The 16,531-nt window shown below is 35.9% G+C and carries 20 protein-coding genes; 13 read left to right on the forward strand and 7 right to left on the reverse strand.

The features are described 5' to 3' along the window. The first annotated feature begins 178 nt into the window (after nucleotides 1-178). The 6 genes from IJQ68_RS09345 to IJQ68_RS09370 are packed head-to-tail and all read left to right on the forward strand — an operon-like array spanning nucleotide 179 to nucleotide 5,381. Entirely contained in the window at nucleotides 179-1,720 is a 1,542-nt protein-coding gene (locus IJQ68_RS09345; protein WP_292799644.1) for a methanogenesis marker 3 protein, read from the forward strand. Continuing rightward, nucleotides 1,698-2,171: a methanogenesis marker 6 protein gene (locus IJQ68_RS09350; RefSeq protein WP_292799647.1), complete on the forward strand. Its 474-nt coding sequence runs from the start codon at nucleotides 1,698-1,700 to the stop codon at nucleotides 2,169-2,171. The genes IJQ68_RS09345 and IJQ68_RS09350 overlap by 23 nt, the downstream gene beginning before the upstream one ends. 8 nt (nucleotides 2,172-2,179) lie before the next feature. Further along, on the forward strand, nucleotides 2,180-2,635 hold the full coding sequence (locus IJQ68_RS09355; RefSeq protein ID WP_292799650.1) for a methanogenesis marker 5 protein: 456 nt from the start codon (nucleotides 2,180-2,182) through the stop codon (nucleotides 2,633-2,635). Between the two features lie 2 nt (nucleotides 2,636-2,637). After that, entirely contained in the window at nucleotides 2,638-3,879 is a 1,242-nt protein-coding gene (locus tag IJQ68_RS09360) for a methanogenesis marker 15 protein (RefSeq protein WP_292799653.1), read from the forward strand. A gap of 14 nt (nucleotides 3,880-3,893) precedes the next feature. Continuing rightward, nucleotides 3,894-4,454 (forward strand): methanogenesis marker 17 protein, encoded by a 561-nt coding sequence (locus tag IJQ68_RS09365; protein WP_292799758.1) that lies wholly within the window; start codon nucleotides 3,894-3,896, stop codon nucleotides 4,452-4,454. 60 nt (nucleotides 4,455-4,514) lie between these two features. After that, on the forward strand, nucleotides 4,515-5,381 hold the full coding sequence (locus IJQ68_RS09370) for a radical SAM protein (RefSeq protein WP_292799656.1): 867 nt from the start codon (nucleotides 4,515-4,517) through the stop codon (nucleotides 5,379-5,381). 26 nt (nucleotides 5,382-5,407) lie between these two features. Here IJQ68_RS09370 and IJQ68_RS09375 read toward each other — a convergent pair whose 3' ends face one another. From IJQ68_RS09375 to IJQ68_RS09400, 6 genes are all read right to left on the reverse strand, one after another. Further along, on the reverse strand, nucleotides 5,408-5,980 hold the full coding sequence (locus IJQ68_RS09375; RefSeq protein WP_292799659.1) for a zinc ribbon domain-containing protein: 573 nt from the start codon (nucleotides 5,978-5,980) through the stop codon (nucleotides 5,408-5,410). 242 nt (nucleotides 5,981-6,222) lie between these two features. Then, the gene (locus IJQ68_RS09380; RefSeq protein ID WP_292799662.1) at nucleotides 6,223-7,260 is read right to left on the reverse strand and encodes a sulfate/molybdate ABC transporter ATP-binding protein; all 1,038 of its coding nucleotides are present in this window, start codon (nucleotides 7,258-7,260) and stop codon (nucleotides 6,223-6,225) included. A 39-nt stretch (nucleotides 7,261-7,299) separates the two neighbouring features. Beyond that, nucleotides 7,300-7,977: a molybdate ABC transporter permease subunit gene (gene modB / locus IJQ68_RS09385; protein ID WP_292799665.1), complete on the reverse strand. Its 678-nt coding sequence runs from the start codon at nucleotides 7,975-7,977 to the stop codon at nucleotides 7,300-7,302. 48 nt (nucleotides 7,978-8,025) lie between these two features. After that, nucleotides 8,026-8,838, reverse strand: coding sequence for a molybdate ABC transporter substrate-binding protein (modA, locus tag IJQ68_RS09390; RefSeq protein WP_292799668.1), 813 nt, complete (start codon nucleotides 8,836-8,838; stop codon nucleotides 8,026-8,028). A 386-nt stretch (nucleotides 8,839-9,224) separates the two neighbouring features. Continuing rightward, entirely contained in the window at nucleotides 9,225-9,662 is a 438-nt protein-coding gene (locus IJQ68_RS09395) for a hypothetical protein (protein ID WP_292799671.1), read from the reverse strand. A 10-nt stretch (nucleotides 9,663-9,672) separates the two neighbouring features. After that, nucleotides 9,673-10,323, reverse strand: a complete 651-nt coding sequence (locus tag IJQ68_RS09400; protein WP_292799674.1) for a hypothetical protein — start codon at nucleotides 10,321-10,323, stop codon at nucleotides 9,673-9,675. 103 nt (nucleotides 10,324-10,426) lie between these two features. On the opposite strand from IJQ68_RS09400, the gene xseA reads away from it, so the two are divergent. From xseA to IJQ68_RS09420, 4 genes are all read left to right on the forward strand, one after another. Beyond that, entirely contained in the window at nucleotides 10,427-11,947 is a 1,521-nt protein-coding gene (gene xseA / locus IJQ68_RS09405; RefSeq protein WP_292799677.1) for an exodeoxyribonuclease VII large subunit, read from the forward strand. Nucleotide 11,948: 1 nt separating this feature from the next. Continuing rightward, on the forward strand, nucleotides 11,949-12,170 hold the full coding sequence (xseB, locus tag IJQ68_RS09410; RefSeq protein ID WP_292799680.1) for an exodeoxyribonuclease VII small subunit: 222 nt from the start codon (nucleotides 11,949-11,951) through the stop codon (nucleotides 12,168-12,170). Continuing rightward, the gene (locus IJQ68_RS09415; protein ID WP_292799683.1) at nucleotides 12,160-12,609 is read left to right on the forward strand and encodes an EamA family transporter; all 450 of its coding nucleotides are present in this window, start codon (nucleotides 12,160-12,162) and stop codon (nucleotides 12,607-12,609) included. The genes xseB and IJQ68_RS09415 overlap by 11 nt, the downstream gene beginning before the upstream one ends. Before the next feature lie 64 nt (nucleotides 12,610-12,673). After that, entirely contained in the window at nucleotides 12,674-13,663 is a 990-nt protein-coding gene (locus tag IJQ68_RS09420) for a beta-ribofuranosylaminobenzene 5'-phosphate synthase (RefSeq protein WP_292799686.1), read from the forward strand. 22 nt (nucleotides 13,664-13,685) lie between these two features. On the opposite strand, the gene IJQ68_RS09425 is transcribed toward IJQ68_RS09420, so the two are convergent. Continuing rightward, nucleotides 13,686-14,402, reverse strand: coding sequence for a PD-(D/E)XK nuclease family protein (locus IJQ68_RS09425; RefSeq protein WP_292799689.1), 717 nt, complete (start codon nucleotides 14,400-14,402; stop codon nucleotides 13,686-13,688). Between the two features lie 30 nt (nucleotides 14,403-14,432). Here IJQ68_RS09425 and IJQ68_RS09430 point away from each other — a divergent pair, with 30 nt between their 5' ends. Genes IJQ68_RS09430 through IJQ68_RS09440 form a run of 3 tightly spaced genes read left to right on the forward strand, consistent with a single transcriptional unit; the run spans nucleotide 14,433 to nucleotide 16,521 of the window. Further along, nucleotides 14,433-15,236, forward strand: a complete 804-nt coding sequence (locus IJQ68_RS09430; RefSeq protein WP_292799692.1) for a hypothetical protein — start codon at nucleotides 14,433-14,435, stop codon at nucleotides 15,234-15,236. Between the two features lie 9 nt (nucleotides 15,237-15,245). After that, nucleotides 15,246-15,692, forward strand: a complete 447-nt coding sequence (locus IJQ68_RS09435; protein ID WP_292799694.1) for a hypothetical protein — start codon at nucleotides 15,246-15,248, stop codon at nucleotides 15,690-15,692. 7 nt (nucleotides 15,693-15,699) lie between these two features. Beyond that, nucleotides 15,700-16,521 carry a DUF364 domain-containing protein gene (locus IJQ68_RS09440; protein WP_292799697.1) on the forward strand — a complete coding sequence of 274 codons (822 nt, stop codon included), beginning with the start codon at nucleotides 15,700-15,702 and terminating at the stop codon, nucleotides 16,519-16,521. The last annotated feature ends 10 nt before the right edge of the window (nucleotides 16,522-16,531 follow it).

Raw genomic sequence — 16,531 nt, forward strand, 5'->3', positions numbered from 1 at the left:
ATAGAAGTGTTCAATCAAAATAAGAATCCTGTTTTCAAATTATAACTGGATTTTTTACTTTCTTTTTTATTAAAAATTTTTTAATTTATTATTATTTTATTTTTTTAAAAATAAAATAAGTAACTATTTTAATATTAAAAAATATAGTTAACATATTAAACAATTATTGGGAGATTGTATGTTAATTAAAGTTAATGGCAAAGAGATTGATGTAGCAGAGGGTTCTACAATTCAGGATGTAATTGATGAAACCAATGCTCCATATACTCCTGGTAGTATTATTTGTCTAATTAAAGGTAAAAAAGAACTGGAAAAGAATATTACTAAGTATAAAATTAAAACTACCAAAGGTTCTATTATTATTGAATTAGTCGAAGATGAAGAGGCAAAACCAATCATTGATGTTTGGAAAAATCAGTATGAGGATTTTGCCGACTTGTCAGTTCGCTGGTCAACTTCAAATGAAGTGGCAATCGGGCCTGTAGTAACTGATCTGGAACCTACTTCAGATGAGTTCAAATATTATGACGGCGATGTGGTTTTAAGTTTATCTAGTTTCAGTAACGAGTCCACTCACCTGATTCTTCTTAAAGAGAACACCACCAACGTGTACAGCGTACCTCCGTTCAACAAGGGTATTTTTGCACATATTATCGGTGGTAAGAAAACTTTAAACGAATTGACTGATGATGATGTGGTAACTGCTGTCGAGCCTATTATTGAAAGAAGCACAACTACCGACAGTGCGGCCACTTCAGACTTGAGCACTATATTGGAAGAGGGAAATGAAATGTTCACCTACATTGATTTTGAAATCGATGAGGAATCTCCAATTTGTGTGGAACACTTGTTTTCAATAATCAAGGACAACAGGATTAAGGTCAATTTCGACTCAAATTCCTTTGTGGGAATTTATGGATTGGAAGGAATCGACAAGCCTGAAGAGAATACTACTCAGAGAGTGAGAGGCACAATTACCATCAGAAATGAAGGTAATGGTGTAGGTAGAATGTATATTTATCGTGAAAACAGAGTTTTAACGCCAAACCACACTACTGTCGGTAAGATCACTACCGGAATGGAAATCATAGATATAGCTAAAAAAGATGATTTCATAACTGTCAAAACAGAACAGCAAAGACTGCTCTTGCTCGGTAAATCACAATCAGAAGCCAGCGAAATGTTGGCGCAGGCCGGTGTTGAGCATGTCCGTGAAGGAGTCACAGGTGATGAAGGAGTGATTGTTGAGCAATCTCCTAGACACACAATCGATATCCTGAATGAGGGAAAAGTTGTAACGAAAGCGATTAATCCGGATGAATTATGTGAAATCGAATTTGTTGACAATGCTCCAAGATCAGTCAAATACTTTAAATTGATTTCTGGTCTTTTAGAAAACCCTGTCGGCAAAATCAAAATTCACTTTGCAGTTCCTGGAATGCACATTACAATCTTTGAAGGAGACAAAAAATTGGCTAAAGGTCTTGTTCCGGAAAACAATCCTGTTGACATTGTAAATGAATGTGAAATAGGCATTACAAACATGTCTGCAAAAACTGCCGGTCTGATTGGTGTAAGATTTGAGCCTAACCGTGATTTTGGTCCGACTGCAGAATCATTTAATGCAACAAATATCATCGGTAAAATGGTTAAGAATACCGAAGGTTTAGAAGATTTAAAAGAAGGAGTTGAAGTATATGTCAGAGAATCTATGTCCTAAAGTTACAATGAGTAGTGAAGATTGGGATCCAGAAGTAATTACTCGTATGATTATTCTCGGACCGGGAGCTCGTGTAAGTGAAAGCCAGATTGTAGGTGAATTCCACATGCTGGGTCTTCCATTAACAATCAAAAACACCTGTTACGGGTCTATGATTAGTGGAAAAAAGGACGATGTCATGAAAGCCATTGAGGAAATCAGAAAACTTGACCCTGCCCATATATTCACTAAAGAAAGAGGCTTTGCTCCGGGTGACCCTAGAAGATGCAGAGGTCATAGGTTCGGACCTAGGGAAGGATTCCATCAGATGGAAAAGGAATATACAATACTCGGTTATGTTGCTGAAGCTTTAGAAAATCCTAAAGAAGTGACTATTGAAGAGAAAAAACCGGTTAAAGTTGATGATTTTAAAGAAATTATGAATGAATGTTTAGAAAACAATAAGAAATAGGTGAAAATATGGTGAAAGTAGCTATTTATCCTCCAAATTCATTAATCTTAGCAGATTTAATTGAAAGGAAAGGTCATACTCCTTTAGTTCTTCAAAAACAAATTAGACAAAAAATTAAAGATCCGGAGATTGATTCTCCACCAATGAACATAACAGAAGAGGACCCAATAAAAGGTCTTAAATATGCGGCTATTGAGGTTCCGTCAGGTGTGCGTGGAAGAATGTCAATTATCGGGCCGTTAATTGATGACGCTGAAGCAGCAATTATCGTTGACGGCGCACCGTTCGGTTTCGGTTGTATCGGATGTGCAAGAACAAACGAACTGTCAATATTCCTGCTGAGGAACCGTGACATTCCGGTGCTGGAAGTAACTTATCCTACTAATCAGGACGAAACTTACCTTATGGTAAATGAAATCAATGACTTTATTGATTCACTTGAAGAAAAATCAGAGGAGGAATAGATATGGTTAAAATTGCTTTAGTTTCATGCGGAACTGAATATAGTGGAATTCAAAAGGAAATTGAAAAAGCAGCTAACAAATTCGGTGCAGAAATTATTCTTCCGGAAATTGATTTGGATTACATTGATGAAGCTTATGAGAAATTCGGTTTTTCCGCTCAAAGTTCAAGTTTAAAATTAATGATTGCAAGAGCCATGGCTATTGTTGAAGGCAAATCCAAACCTGATGCAGTATTCATCGCTACATGTTTCAGATGTGCTGAAGCGGCACTTGTAAGAAATGAAGTAAGACGTTTCATTCAGAACAATACCCGTATTCCTGTAGTTACCTATTCATTCACTGAAAGGACAAAAGCTGATGAACTGTTCATCCGTATGGAAGCGCTGGCTACTACTGTAACCCGCAGAAGCATTCTTGCCCGTGAAAAACAGGAAGGACTCACTCTTGGTCTGGACTCAGGTTCAACCACTACAAAAGCAGTGCTGATGGAGAACAATAAGGTTATCGGAACAGGTTGGACTTCAACCAAAGACATTATTGAATCCGCAAAAACTGCGGCTGCAGAAGCATTCTCTCAGACTGACTATGACTGGGATGATTTGGACGGAATCGGAACCACAGGATACGGTAGGTTCACGATGGGTCAGGAATTTGGTGCTGAACTTATTCAGGAAGAATTGTCAGTCAATGCAAAAGGTGCAGTATATCTGGCGGACTGTCAGAAAGGAGAAGCTACCGTATTGGATATTGGCGGTATGGACAACAAGGTTATTACAGTTAACAACGGTATTCCGGATAACTTTACCATGGGTGGTATCTGTGCAGGTGCATCCGGAAGATTTTTAGATATGACATCACGCAGACTGGATGTTGACATTACAGAACTCGGTCCATTGGCTGTACAGGGTGACTGGAGAAAAGCAATGCTGAACTCATACTGTATCGTATTCGGTATTCAGGATCTTGTTACCACTCTTGCGGCAGGAGGATCCAAAGCGGATGTTGCTGCAGCTGCATGTCACTCAGTATCAGAACAGGTTTACGAACAGCAGCTTCAGGAAATTGACATCCGTGAACCGCTGATACAGGTAGGTGGAACAAGTCTGATTTCTGGTCTTGTTGAAGCTGTAAGTGAAACTTTAGGTGGAATTGAAGTCATTGTCCCAGAATATTCCCAACACATCGGTGCTGTAGGTGCAGCTCTTCTCGTATCCGGAATGGGACACAGACAAGATGATAAATAAGAAGAGTTGGTTTGATGTTAGTTGAATGCTATGATAAGAAAGGTGCAGAAGTATATGAAATCATCATAAAGCAGATCTTTCAGGATTTGGTTTTAGGTGCAGCAGTTGATGATTTGAAAGCTTTTGTCAATCCTGACGATCCTGTATTTATATTAGCTATTAAAATGAAAAAGACTTCCACTGTCATTGAATTCAAGGATATTGCTGATTTTACTTATGATAAGGCTGATGACGTGACTCATATATTCATTGAAGATGAAAACTATCTTCCAAACATCCTTAAAAGATTATGGATGAGATTTTCAAGAGAGGAAATCTATCAGCCGACCAGATACAATATTGATTTGGATGGTAATCAGATGGATTTGGAAACTCTGGTCATTGATGACCCTCATTCCAATCTTCAAAGAAGAATTTACGATGCAATTTTCAGAATCTTGCCTGAAGGCTTTAAGATTATCAAGGACGTTTCTACAGAAGACATTGTTGCTGTTGTAGCTACTGACGAGCTGATTATGGATTCTTGGATTGAAAAGGCTAATGAATATATAGCTGAATTGAACAATGGCATGTAGAAAAGTATATATAACCCCTGTTATATAATTACTATAAATAATCGGAGAGAAGTGGTTTATATGAACGAACATAAAGGTTCAAGATTTGCACATATAACTAAAGCACATCCTTGCTTTAATGAAAAAATGCATGATAAAGTTGGAAGAGCTCATGTGCCAGTTGCACCAAAATGTAATATCTTCTGTAACTTCTGTACTCGTGACATTAACAATGAGGAAGACAGGCCTGGTGTAACTAGTTGTATAATGAAACCTGATGATGCAATAGCTCACATTGATGAGGTGACTGCAGACGGCCCAATTTCAGTTGTTGGAGTTGCAGGTCCAGGTGATTCACTTGCAAATGAAGAAACATTTGAGTTCTTTGAAAAAATGGCTGAAAAACATCCTGATTTAATCAAATGTATGAGTACTAACGGACTTTTACTTCCAAAATATGCAGACAGGCTTGCAGAGCTTGGAGTAAATTCAGTTACCGTAACAATCAATGCAATCGACCCTGACATTGCAGTTGATATTTATTCATTCATCAAATATGAAGGAAAAATCTACAAGGATTATGATGCTGTAAAAATACTCATCAAAAATCAGCTTGACGGTGTTGAAAAGGCAGCAGCAAACGGCATGGTTGTTAAAGTAAATTCAGTATTGATTCCAGGATTGAACGACGAACACATTGTTGAAATTGCAAAAGAAGTCAAAAAACGTGGAGCTTCATTAATGAACATTTTGCCGTTAATTCCATTAGCTAAGATGAAACATTATTCACGTCCTGACTGTTCAATGATGGAAAGCGTTCGTGAGCAGGTAGAAGAAATTATTCCAGTATTCAGGGCATGTACCCAATGCAGGGCAGATGCTTATGGAATTCCTGGTAAGAAAAGCGAAGATCATCATTTAGGAATGACTCCTCAAAGTCATTACTAAATCTATTTTTTTATTTTTTCCGACATTCAAATACCTAATGTTGGATTATTGATGTTGACAGAATTAAGCATTTCAATCATTGTGTCTTGATTTCGTCCAATAATGCTTACTTCATAATCTCCAATCTGTCTTTCCATATAATACATATTTTCTCCGCTGCCGTCTTTGTAGATTACGATATCTCCTTCAGTCCTATCGAGAACAACCTGTGCTGGGGCATGCCCTCCCCGTATGGTTGAAAACATTATATTACATATTTCATAGTAATATTCACCGCCATTAGTAAACATAACATATCCTCCGATAGTACCATAACTAGGTAGTGAATCCGTTTCAACAAAATTCGAGCCTTCGGGCACTAACATTGTTATCCCACCAAAATCCTGATTTTCAAGAGGAATGCTGTTAAATCCTGAAAAAATTACTATTCCAATAACCAATATTGCAATAATGATGAGCAATAGTCCAATAATTTTTTTATAATCAGAATTTGAACTGGATTGTGTGGCTGTTTCCTCTTCAAGTCTTTTTCCGCAATTTGAACAGAATTTCGATGAATCCTCTATCATGCTTCCGCAATGTATGCAGTATTTGTCCATTGTTTCACCAATTAATTATATTGGCTTATGATAATATATTTCTTTCTAAATTATAATTGTCTTTAAAATAATTTTACCATAAAAAATTCAATATATTTGATATTAAAGTATTATTTTAATTTAATACTTCTTTAATTATTTTTATCTTTAACATGTCCATATGAAAAAACTAATGTAATATGTACATGATTTAAATGGATATTGGGTATTTAATAAAAAAAGTTCAAAAGTAATTATAAAAATTACTCTTCCAATAGGATTATGTTTTTAGGGTCTACTTTCAGATACTTAGGAATCTCAAAGTCATGTTCGTAGATTTCCTTATCGTATTTCCACCATAATCCGTTTGACAATGTAACTTCCCATTCGAAAGGCATTTCAAATTTTGTAGCATTTTCAGTATCTACAACATTAACATCCTCTTTTTCGGCAGCAATAAAGTCATGTGCCCTTATTCCTATATGGGTAATGTTCGGTGAAATCTTTTTGGATACTTCAAATGTAACTCCCCAATCCAGGGATTTGAGATGATAATCGTCTATAATTTCAATTTTGGAAATATTTTTACATCCTGTAAGTCTTGCAACTTCGACTCTTCCAGGATTTTCAAATATGTCATAAGTATCTCCTTTAGCTATGATTTTTCCCTGATCCAATACTATAAGCTCATCACAGAACTGGAATGCTTCGTCACGGTCGTGGGTAACCATGATTGAAAATCCGTCAAAACCTTTTAGCATATTACTGAGTTCAATACGCAACTGTTCTTTGAGGAAAGTATCCATAGCACTGAACGGCTCATCAAGCAAAATCACATCAGGACTGTATGCTAATATTCTGGCTAAAGCTACTCTTTGCTGCTGACCTCCGGATAACTGTCTAGGGTATCTTTTTTCCAGTCCTTCAAGATGGAAACGTTTAATCATGTCTGATACGCTTTTTTCACTATCGTCTTTGGATAAACCGATTGCAATATTTTCTTCAACAGTCATATTAGGAAACAAAGCATAATTCTGAAATAGGTAACCTACATTTCTTTTTTGAGGTTTTATGTTGATTTTATTGTCAGAATCAAAATAGGTGATTTCTTCATTTGTAGTTAAGCTTATAATACCTTCATCTGGATTGACAATACCTGCAATGGATTTCAATGTCATACTTTTACCGCAACCGGAAGGACCAAGAATACCCAAACGTTTGTTTTTCAATTCAAATTTAACATCTAAATCAAATTCCTTAAGTTCCTTTTGGATATTTACTTTTAACAGTTTGTCGCTCATAATTTCCCTCATGACATATTAAAAATAAGAATGTTTAAATTAGTATTTCCATTGTTTTTCCTTGCGTATAGAAACATAATCCATAATAAAAATAACTATAAATGATATAACAACAATGACTATTACATAATTGAAAGCTTCTCCCATATTACCTGCAGCTACTTCAGAATAAACTGCCATAGGGAGAGTTCTGGTTTGTCCGGCAATATTACCTGCAAGCATAGCTGTAGCACCGAATTCTCCTAAGCCTCTAGCGAAAGCAAGAATTCCACCACTGATAATTCCAGGCAATGCATTTGCAAATAAAATTTTCCAGAAAATTTTCCATTCGGACATACCTAATGTACGTCCAGCATCTAATAAGTTAGAATCTACCTGTTCGTATGCGCCCCTTGCGGAACGATACATTAAAGGAAAAGACATGACTACTGCAGCAATAACTGTTGCAGGCCATGAAAATGCGATTTTTATAGCAAAGAATTCTATAAAAAAGTGACCAATCGGTCCCCTAACACCAAAAGTGTACAGTAAGAAGAACCCTACTACTGTAGGAGGCAATACTAGAGGAAGTGTAAAAATTCCGTCAAGTATAATTTTTACTGTGTCATTTTTGGTCTTAACAATTCCCCAAGCAACAATTAAACCTACAAAGAAGGTTATGAATATTGATAAGCTTGCTGTTTTCATTGAAATGAAAATTGGGGACCAATCCATCATGTCTTTTTTCTCCTTTAATTATTTATTAATTTTTTTACTTGAATATGCTTATTCGTGGATAGCAAATCCGTATTCTACAAATACATCTTTAGCTTCTTTGGTTTGTAAGAAGTCAAGGAATGCTTGTGCAGCTTCAGGATTTTTGGAATCTTTGAGCATAGCTACTGGGTAGATAACAGAAGTGTTTAAAGATCCTTCTGGAGCTTCACAGACGATTTTTACATCATCAGTGGATTTAGCATCAGTGGAGTATACAATACCACAATCTGCAGATCCTTGAGCTACTTGGTTTAATACTGCAGTTACATCAGTACCTAAAGATAATTTGGATTCAACAGCATCCCAAATACCTAAATTGGTTAATGCTTCTTTAGCGTATTGTCCAGCAGGTACAGATTCTGGGTCACCGATAGCGATAGTACCGTTAACATCTTTTAAGTCTTCGAATGAAGAGATGGTGGAATTGGAGTCAGCAGGTACGATTAAAACAACTTTGTTTTCTAAGAATTGAACGTTGGTTGCATTGTCAACTAAACCTTCTTCTGCTAACTTGTTCATCTGTTTGTTAGCTGCAGACATGAATACATCTGCTCCTAATCCGCCTTCAATTTGGGTTTGTAAGTCACCACTTGAAGCGTAGGTAGGTGTAACTTTTACACCAGGGTATTTTTCTTCAAACATTGGGATTAATTTTTCATCATAAACGTTTTTTAAACTAGCTGCAGCAGCTAAGTTTACTTCTTGTCCGTCTAAGTTAGGGCCGCCTAAGAAGTCGAATAAACCTGCGCTAACTACGGAACTTGCACCAACGAGCACTACTAATGCTACGATTGCAACTGCAAATATCTTTTTATTATTCATAGTATCCTCCTCTTTATAGAAAATATCACTATCAGATATAAAAATTATAATTCAATCAGAAAAATTCTCTACGAATAAATTTCTTATTCATATTGAATGAATATGGTGTCTTATTATTATTCAATCAGATGTTGTAATCTGTGATGAACAATAATATAACAATCAAAAATAAATGAAATTATTTATTCAATTTCTATTATTTTTAATAACCATTTCTAATATAGATTATAATTTAATTATCATGATTAGTAATTATAGATTTAGTTATATGGATATATAAATATTTTCTTAACGTTTTTGAAAACTGCAAAAATTGTGTATTATTTGCCTTTCAGTTGAATAAAATATATGTAAAAATGTAACTTTTTGTGTATTTCTGCAAGTCCCTACACTTCATAATAGGTTATGTTTTCCCTAATGAATTCAACATCTTTGACATATAAAACATCTTTATAGGGCTCAGTTCCCAATGTGTGGTTTTCAACAATTCTGCATGAAAAAATGTCTTCAATATACACATCAGTAGCATCTTCCGTGCGTAATTTGCTTGCATCGGAGTAATCCATTATGATGATTTCATTAAGTGAAATGTAAACATATTTAGAACCCAAGGACTTCATCCATTTCACTGTTTCATTGTCATAGCCTTCAAAATATGGATCAGTTTCTATCTCTTCTATCACTTTTGAAAGCTCAAGTGGGCTTCCTGAAACATTTAATGTAATTCTGTTCGTATCATCAGGTGCTTCGTTTCCCAAATATACCAGATATGTTCCAAAAATGACTATAAGAATAATTATAATGCCGATAATTATCTTTTTCATAAAAATCCCTTCAGTAAAGTTTTTCGCCGGTGTATTCGTTTTCCTCTGTGTAAATTCTTATTAGGGTGTCTACGGTATCATCATACATTAGTCTGTATCCGATGGCTCCGCCGTTATCTGTTTCCACATTGTTTAATCTGCGGTCACTGAACTCTCCGCAGTTATTGATGATATACCACATTCCATGAGGAGTGTAAATGAACAGTGTTCCCTCACCCATTTCATTCCCTTTTTTGAAGCTGTCGTCGGGATCATAAATTTTCGTTGAATGTATCGCCAGACGGCTCAAGTCCTGTTTCGGTGATGTTCCTCCTTTTCTGAATAGGGTGTTCAGCCAGTTGTATGCTTTATCCTTAAGGTTAACCTTTTGTATAGGGTCTTCGAATGCCTTTTTGATTTTGTTCTGTCTTTTTTCTAAGGTATTTTCAATGCCTAAAATTTCTTCTACTTTAGCGACATCCTTTTCAAGGCATCTGTAGCCTTCAGGCCTTCCGGTAACCTTGATAATTCCGTCCATAAAGTCTTTTCTTCTGAAGTTTCTCATATATGGCTTTACTTTTTCAAATTCCTCATCGGGAATTTTCTTGTTCAGTCCGTATAAGTAGCCGTATTCGTTAGCGTCATAGCATTTTGTTTCAAGTTTCAAATCTTTGTCTGCCATACAAACACTTCCTTTGTTATTAGATTATTTTTGTTCAATTTAAAATTTTTCATCGAAAGATTATTTACTTCATATTATCAATATTATAATAAGGAGAAATTTTATGAATGAGGAATATATTACTGTTTCCAAGGTCACGGATTACATAGGTGAACTTTTTCGCAGTGATTTGAATTTAAGGCATGTTCGCATAAAAGGAGAACTGTCAAATGTCAAACTGTATCCCAGCGGACATTTATATTTCACTTTAAAGGATGAGGAAAGTCAAATCAAAGGTGTAATGTTTGCTGCCAGATATAAACTCAGATTCCGGCCTAAACATGGGATGAAAGTACTTATTGAAGGTAAAATTGAAGTCTATAATAAGCACGGTAATTATCAGTTGTATGCTGATAAGATTTCCAAGGATGGTGTCGGTGATTTACACAGGCGTTTTGAGGAGCTGAAGGAAAAATTAAACAAGGAAGGACTTTTCGATGAATCCCACAAAAAAGATATTCCCAGTTTTCCTAAAAGAATCGGAGTCATTACAGCCCCTAACGGTGCGGCTATCAGGGACATTATAACTACAATCAACAGACGGTGGCCGATATGTCAGGTGATATTGTTCCCGTCACTCGTTCAGGGGGATAAAGCCGCTGAAAACATAGTATATCAAATCAGAATGTCTCAGAAATTTAATTTGGACACGTTAATTGTTGGAAGGGGTGGAGGAAGTATTGAAGATTTATGGTCATTTAACGAAGAAATTGTTGCAAGAGCCATTTATGAGTGTGAAACTCCCGTAATAAGTGCTGTTGGTCATGAAATTGATTTTACAATTTCGGATTTTGTTGCCGATTTAAGGGCACCGACTCCAACGGCCGCTGCAGAAATTGCAGTTCCACCTTATGCTGAGATTAAAAATGCCATAAATCAGCTTAGCGATAGAGCAAATATGGCAATCAATAAGAAATTGGATGAAAATAAAATTAAATTGGATAATATTACCTCTAAAAAGATTTTCACGAATCCTTATGAAATTTATGCTCCTAAAGAGATGATGCTTGACCAGATTATCAGTCGTTTGGATTTCTCTTCAAAATCATTGCTGATGAGGAATAAATCCAGACTGGATTTGGTTAAAAGTTCCAGTGTCTTTAAAAATCCGCATGAACTTTTCACTTCTCAAAGAATTGTTTTGGATAATCTTGTCGGTCGTTTGGACTATTCGTCCAGTTCATTAATTAAAGACAATCAGAATAAACTGGCAATGATTAAAAATTCCAATGTCTTTAAAAATCCTGATAAAATGTTTGATTCACAAAAGACAGTTTTGGATGGTCTTGTCAATCGTCTGGATTATTCTTCCAACAGATTGATATCAGCCAATAGGAACAGATTGGACATGGTAAAAAATTCCTCATTATTCAGAAATCCTGAAATGATTGTTAATAGCAAAAAAGAGCAATACTTACTGCAGTTTTCAAAACTGGAAATTTTAAATCCTCTAAATACATTAAAAAGAGGTTATACTTTAGCTAAAAGTGATGATAAAGTGGTCTCATCTGTCAGGGATGTAAAATCCGGTGATGAGCTGGAAGTTGAGTTTAAGGACGGTAGTGTTAATACGAAGGTGATTTAGTATGGTCGAAGAAAATATGAGTTTTGAAGATAACTTGAAAGAGTTGGAAGAAATTGTTGCAAATCTGGAGAAAGGTGATGTTTCACTGGATAATGCAATTGAAGAATTTAAAAAAGCTATGGATCTGGTCAAGGCCTGTGACGACAAACTTAAGGATGCGCAGGATACAATTGCCAAAATAGTCAAGGACAATGGGGAAATCACTGATTTCAATGTGGAATAAAATGGATGCAGGTACATTAACTTTAATATTTCCAATGATACTGGTCATTCTGGCCAATACGATGTATAATATCTGTGCAAAGTCAACTCCGGGGGATGTTGATCCTTTTGCAACGCTGATTGTTACCTATTTCATTGCAATGATAGTTACAATCATATTGTTTTTTGTAATTGCAAGACCTGAAAATGCATTATTGGAGCTTTCAAAAATTAATTGGACATCAATAGTTTTGGGAGTGGCTATTGTGGGGTTGGAAACCGGTTATATTCTGATTTATCGTGCAGGATGGAATGTCAGTAATGCTTCTGTTGTAGCCAATATCTGTCTTGCCGGCACACTGCTTGTTGTAGGTTATGTTGTCTATAAGGAAAACATCTCCTTAACGCAAATTTTGGGTATTGTTGTCTGTATAATCGGGCTGATTTTAGTCACAAAATGAACTCTTTATATATAATAAGTTAAATAAAATAATAATGTATTAATAAAATTAAGGTGTATTAGACATGAAAATTAGAACTCCTGCCAGAATTCATATTACATTATTGGATTTGAATGGTTCATACGGCAGGATTGATGGAGGAATCGGATTTTCACTGCAAAACCCTCAGTTTGTTTTAGAGAGTACTCAGACTGAAAGCGGAGTTAATGTAGAATTCGATGAAAGTATTACTGACAGTGAAGTAATTGAAGAATGTGATTTAAAGATTAGACAGGCTTATGAAGATATTTGTAATCATTTTGATATAGATTCAGGTTTTGATTTTAAGGTTCACAGTGCATTTTCAGCACATTCAGGATTTGGATCAGGTACTCAAATCGCTCTTGCAGCAGCAAAATTAATCTGTGAAACCGTAGGCATTGACAAGTCATCTGTCGAATTGTCATCAATCGTCGGAAGGGGAGGAACTTCCGGAATCGGAACCTATGGTTTTGAAGATGGAGGATTCATTGCTGACGGAGGACACAGCTTAAAGGAAAAGGCTACATTTTTACCTTCCTCCGCATCAAGCGCATGTCCGCCACCACTCATCGGAAGATATGAGTTTCCTCAGGAATGGGATGTGCTGGTTGCAGTTCCGCCATACGGACTGTCAATTCACGATGGTGAGGAAGTCAATCTCTTCCAAAGATTCTGTCCGCTCCCCCAAAGGGAAGTTGAACAGTTATCTCACATTGTATTCATGAATATGATTCCTGCAATGCTTGAAAAAGACATTGAAGAGTTTGGAAAATGTATCGATGAGATACACAAAAGGGGATTCCAGAAAGCTGAATTGACACTTTATGATGAAAGAATGCATAATCTGATGCAGCATTTGCGTGACAACGGTGCATATGGTGTTGGAATGAGTTCATTCGGACCTACAATATATTCAGTTGTCGATGACAACAACCGTGAAAGTGTCTTGAAGGCAACCCGTGAATTTTTAGGAGAAGACGCTCCTATATTTATAACTAAAGGTCAAAACAGTGGTTATGTTCTTGAAAAATAATCACTTTTTTTAATTTCTTTTTTTAGTCAAAATCCTTAAAGCAGATGTCTGCATAAGTGCAGAATCTACATACATATTGCTCGTTTTTAGGAAATTTTTCCTGATTGACTTTTTTTCTAACGTCATATAATGTGTCGAGGCCTTCCTCAAGCTCTTCCTGCATCATGAATTTCCGTTTGTTCGGATTTTCCTCAAAATGAAGCAGTCTTAACTTATTGTTTTTGGTGAAAAATATTCCTGCGGCCACCACATTTTTATCCTCATAATTGTTTTCAACAAGCATCTTGTAATATCCAAGCTCGCGCCTGCATTTGCTGAATGAGGATGATGATCCTGTTTTATAGTCGATTACTACTAAATCTCCTTCAGGATTTTCCAAAACGATATCTGTGATTCCTGTGATGTTGTGGGTTTCATCAGTCAGATACTCTTCCTGGCTGAAGAGCTTATAGTCATTTTCAACAAATGCCCTTTCAAAAAAAGAGGCCAGACTATCCAAATGAACCTCGATCTCATCAGTATCCAGATTTAAGCTTTCAGCTATTAAATCAAGAGAATATCTGATGTCCATTTGTGGTTTATCGCCATACCTTACAACATAGTCCTCAGCTACTTTGTGAACGTCACTTCCCAGCGCCATATATTCATTAGGGGGCATTTCAATCTCATCAATGTATCTGTATTTGAATTCACGGGGACATTTAAGATATGTGTTGATTTTTGATTTGGATAATCTCATTATATAATAATTATATTTTTAATTATTTATATGTCTTCAAATAAAGTTAATAATATGGATTTGAATACTTTCTTATTCGACTCAGTTGTCGGATTTTTTGTTATATTGATAACATTTTTATTAATTTATCTACTGATTAATAGGCTCTATTTAAAAATCAGGGATAAAACAATTTTTGATATGAGGCAGTACTTTCCTGAAGACGAAATACATACTCTAAGACAAGTTGTGTTCTTATTTATGATGGCAGGATGTTTTACAAATGTTGTCCTGGCATTGGTTTTTGCTAATGTGGATATGTGGTATCTTGCAACATTTGATTTTGTTATATCTTTAATCTGTTTTATAGACTTGGACAAAAGCACAATTAAAAATAAAATTTTGGCATTTTTATTAATACCATTCGCTACTGTTTCTTTTTTAATATCAGATATTACTATTTTATCCTTATTTGAATTTGCTCATTTGATAGTCATGCTATATATGATTAAAGTATATTATGCTAAATTCAATGAATACACTAAATATCATGGGTTAGGAATTGCAATAATACTTCTGTTTGCAATAGTCTTTTTCAGCATGTATCTAACGGCTTTTGCAGAAAATGTGGACTTGTTTGATGCATTAGTCATGACTTCCAACGCTTTTACAAGTAACGGATATGCAATTTTGGGAAATTCCATTATAGGAAAAATGGATGCTATACTCCTTGTATGGGGAGGATATATTATATCAGGGGTAAGTACAGCTACATTAACAGCAGCTATTTTGACGAGGCATTTCAATAAGAAATTTGATGATTTGGAAAAATTAATTAAGGAAAATAAAAAATGAGGTGTTTGGATGAAATGTAAATCAGTGATTTTAGCTTTTGTGCTAATTTTAATATGTGCGGTTTCTGCTGTTGCAGCAAGTGATGCAACAATTGACGGCCATAAATTCACCATTCCTGACGGATATTCACTGTATAATTCTTCAGATGATACAGTCAGTCTTGAAAAGGATGATTATCATACAATAACCATAATTTTGGGTGATGCGCAAAACCTGGATGATGCAAGGGATAATCTGGAGAATATGGGATATAATTATTCCGGCTCAAATTCCTATAAATACGGTGATTTTGATGTTGTCCAGCAGAATTATGAACTTGATGGCATCGTAATATATGCCTATGTATGCATGTCAGATAAGGTCAATCTGATAATTACTCTGACTGCACCTAAAAGCGAACCTGCCCTTGAAGGTACAGACAATCCTGTAACAACAATTTTAGACACAATTAACTAGTGATAACATGGATGAATTGCTTAAAAAAACAGTAGAGATAGTATTGGAAAAACTGGATGATGAAATCGATGATATTACAGTGGAACGTGCAGTATTCGGATTATTCTTCTCCGGTGTTAAGCTCTCAACAGGTCATGGAGGGTTGTGCTTCACGCCGGTTAAGGAAATGCCCGAAGCGGTATGCTGTCCAAGCTCAGCAGCCATAATGCCGCTTTCCGGGAAACTTTCAGGCGTTCCGGTTAAACAGTATCTTGACGACATATTCTGTGACAATGTCTTGAGAAGAACGCTTGGAATAGCTGCCTTAAATGCATTAAGCAATATCATATGGGAAAAAGGGGGTTGCGAATACAAACCTGTAATGCCCCGTGATGCCTTTGATGAAATTGATGTGACCAAATACGAAAAGACGGTTGTTGTCGGTGCACTGATACCAATGCTTAAAAAGCTTATTGCAGCAGGAAATGATTTCAAAATATTGGAACAGGATCCAAGAACTCTAAAGGAACGTGAAATGCCATTCTACGCACCTGCCGAAGATGCTCACAAATATGTTCCCGATGCGGATTTGCTTGTGATAACAGGCGTCACCGTATTGAACGGCACATTGTCCCATTTGCTTGAACTAGCAAAACCAGATGCAAAAATACTTGTCACAGGACCGACCGCTAGTATGATTCCGGATGTATTCTTTGAAAATGGAGTTACCATGACTGGAGGTATAGTCGTAACAAAAGCAGATGAACTGCTGGATATAATCTCCGAAGCAGGTTCTGGATATCATTTTTTTGGCCAATCAGCAGAACGTGCGGTTATTCGCAGAGTCTAATACAAATTTT

Origin of the sequence: Methanobrevibacter sp., assembly GCF_017447225.1 — an archaeon.
In the GTDB taxonomy this organism is placed as follows: Archaea; Methanobacteriota; Methanobacteria; order Methanobacteriales; family Methanobacteriaceae; genus Methanocatella.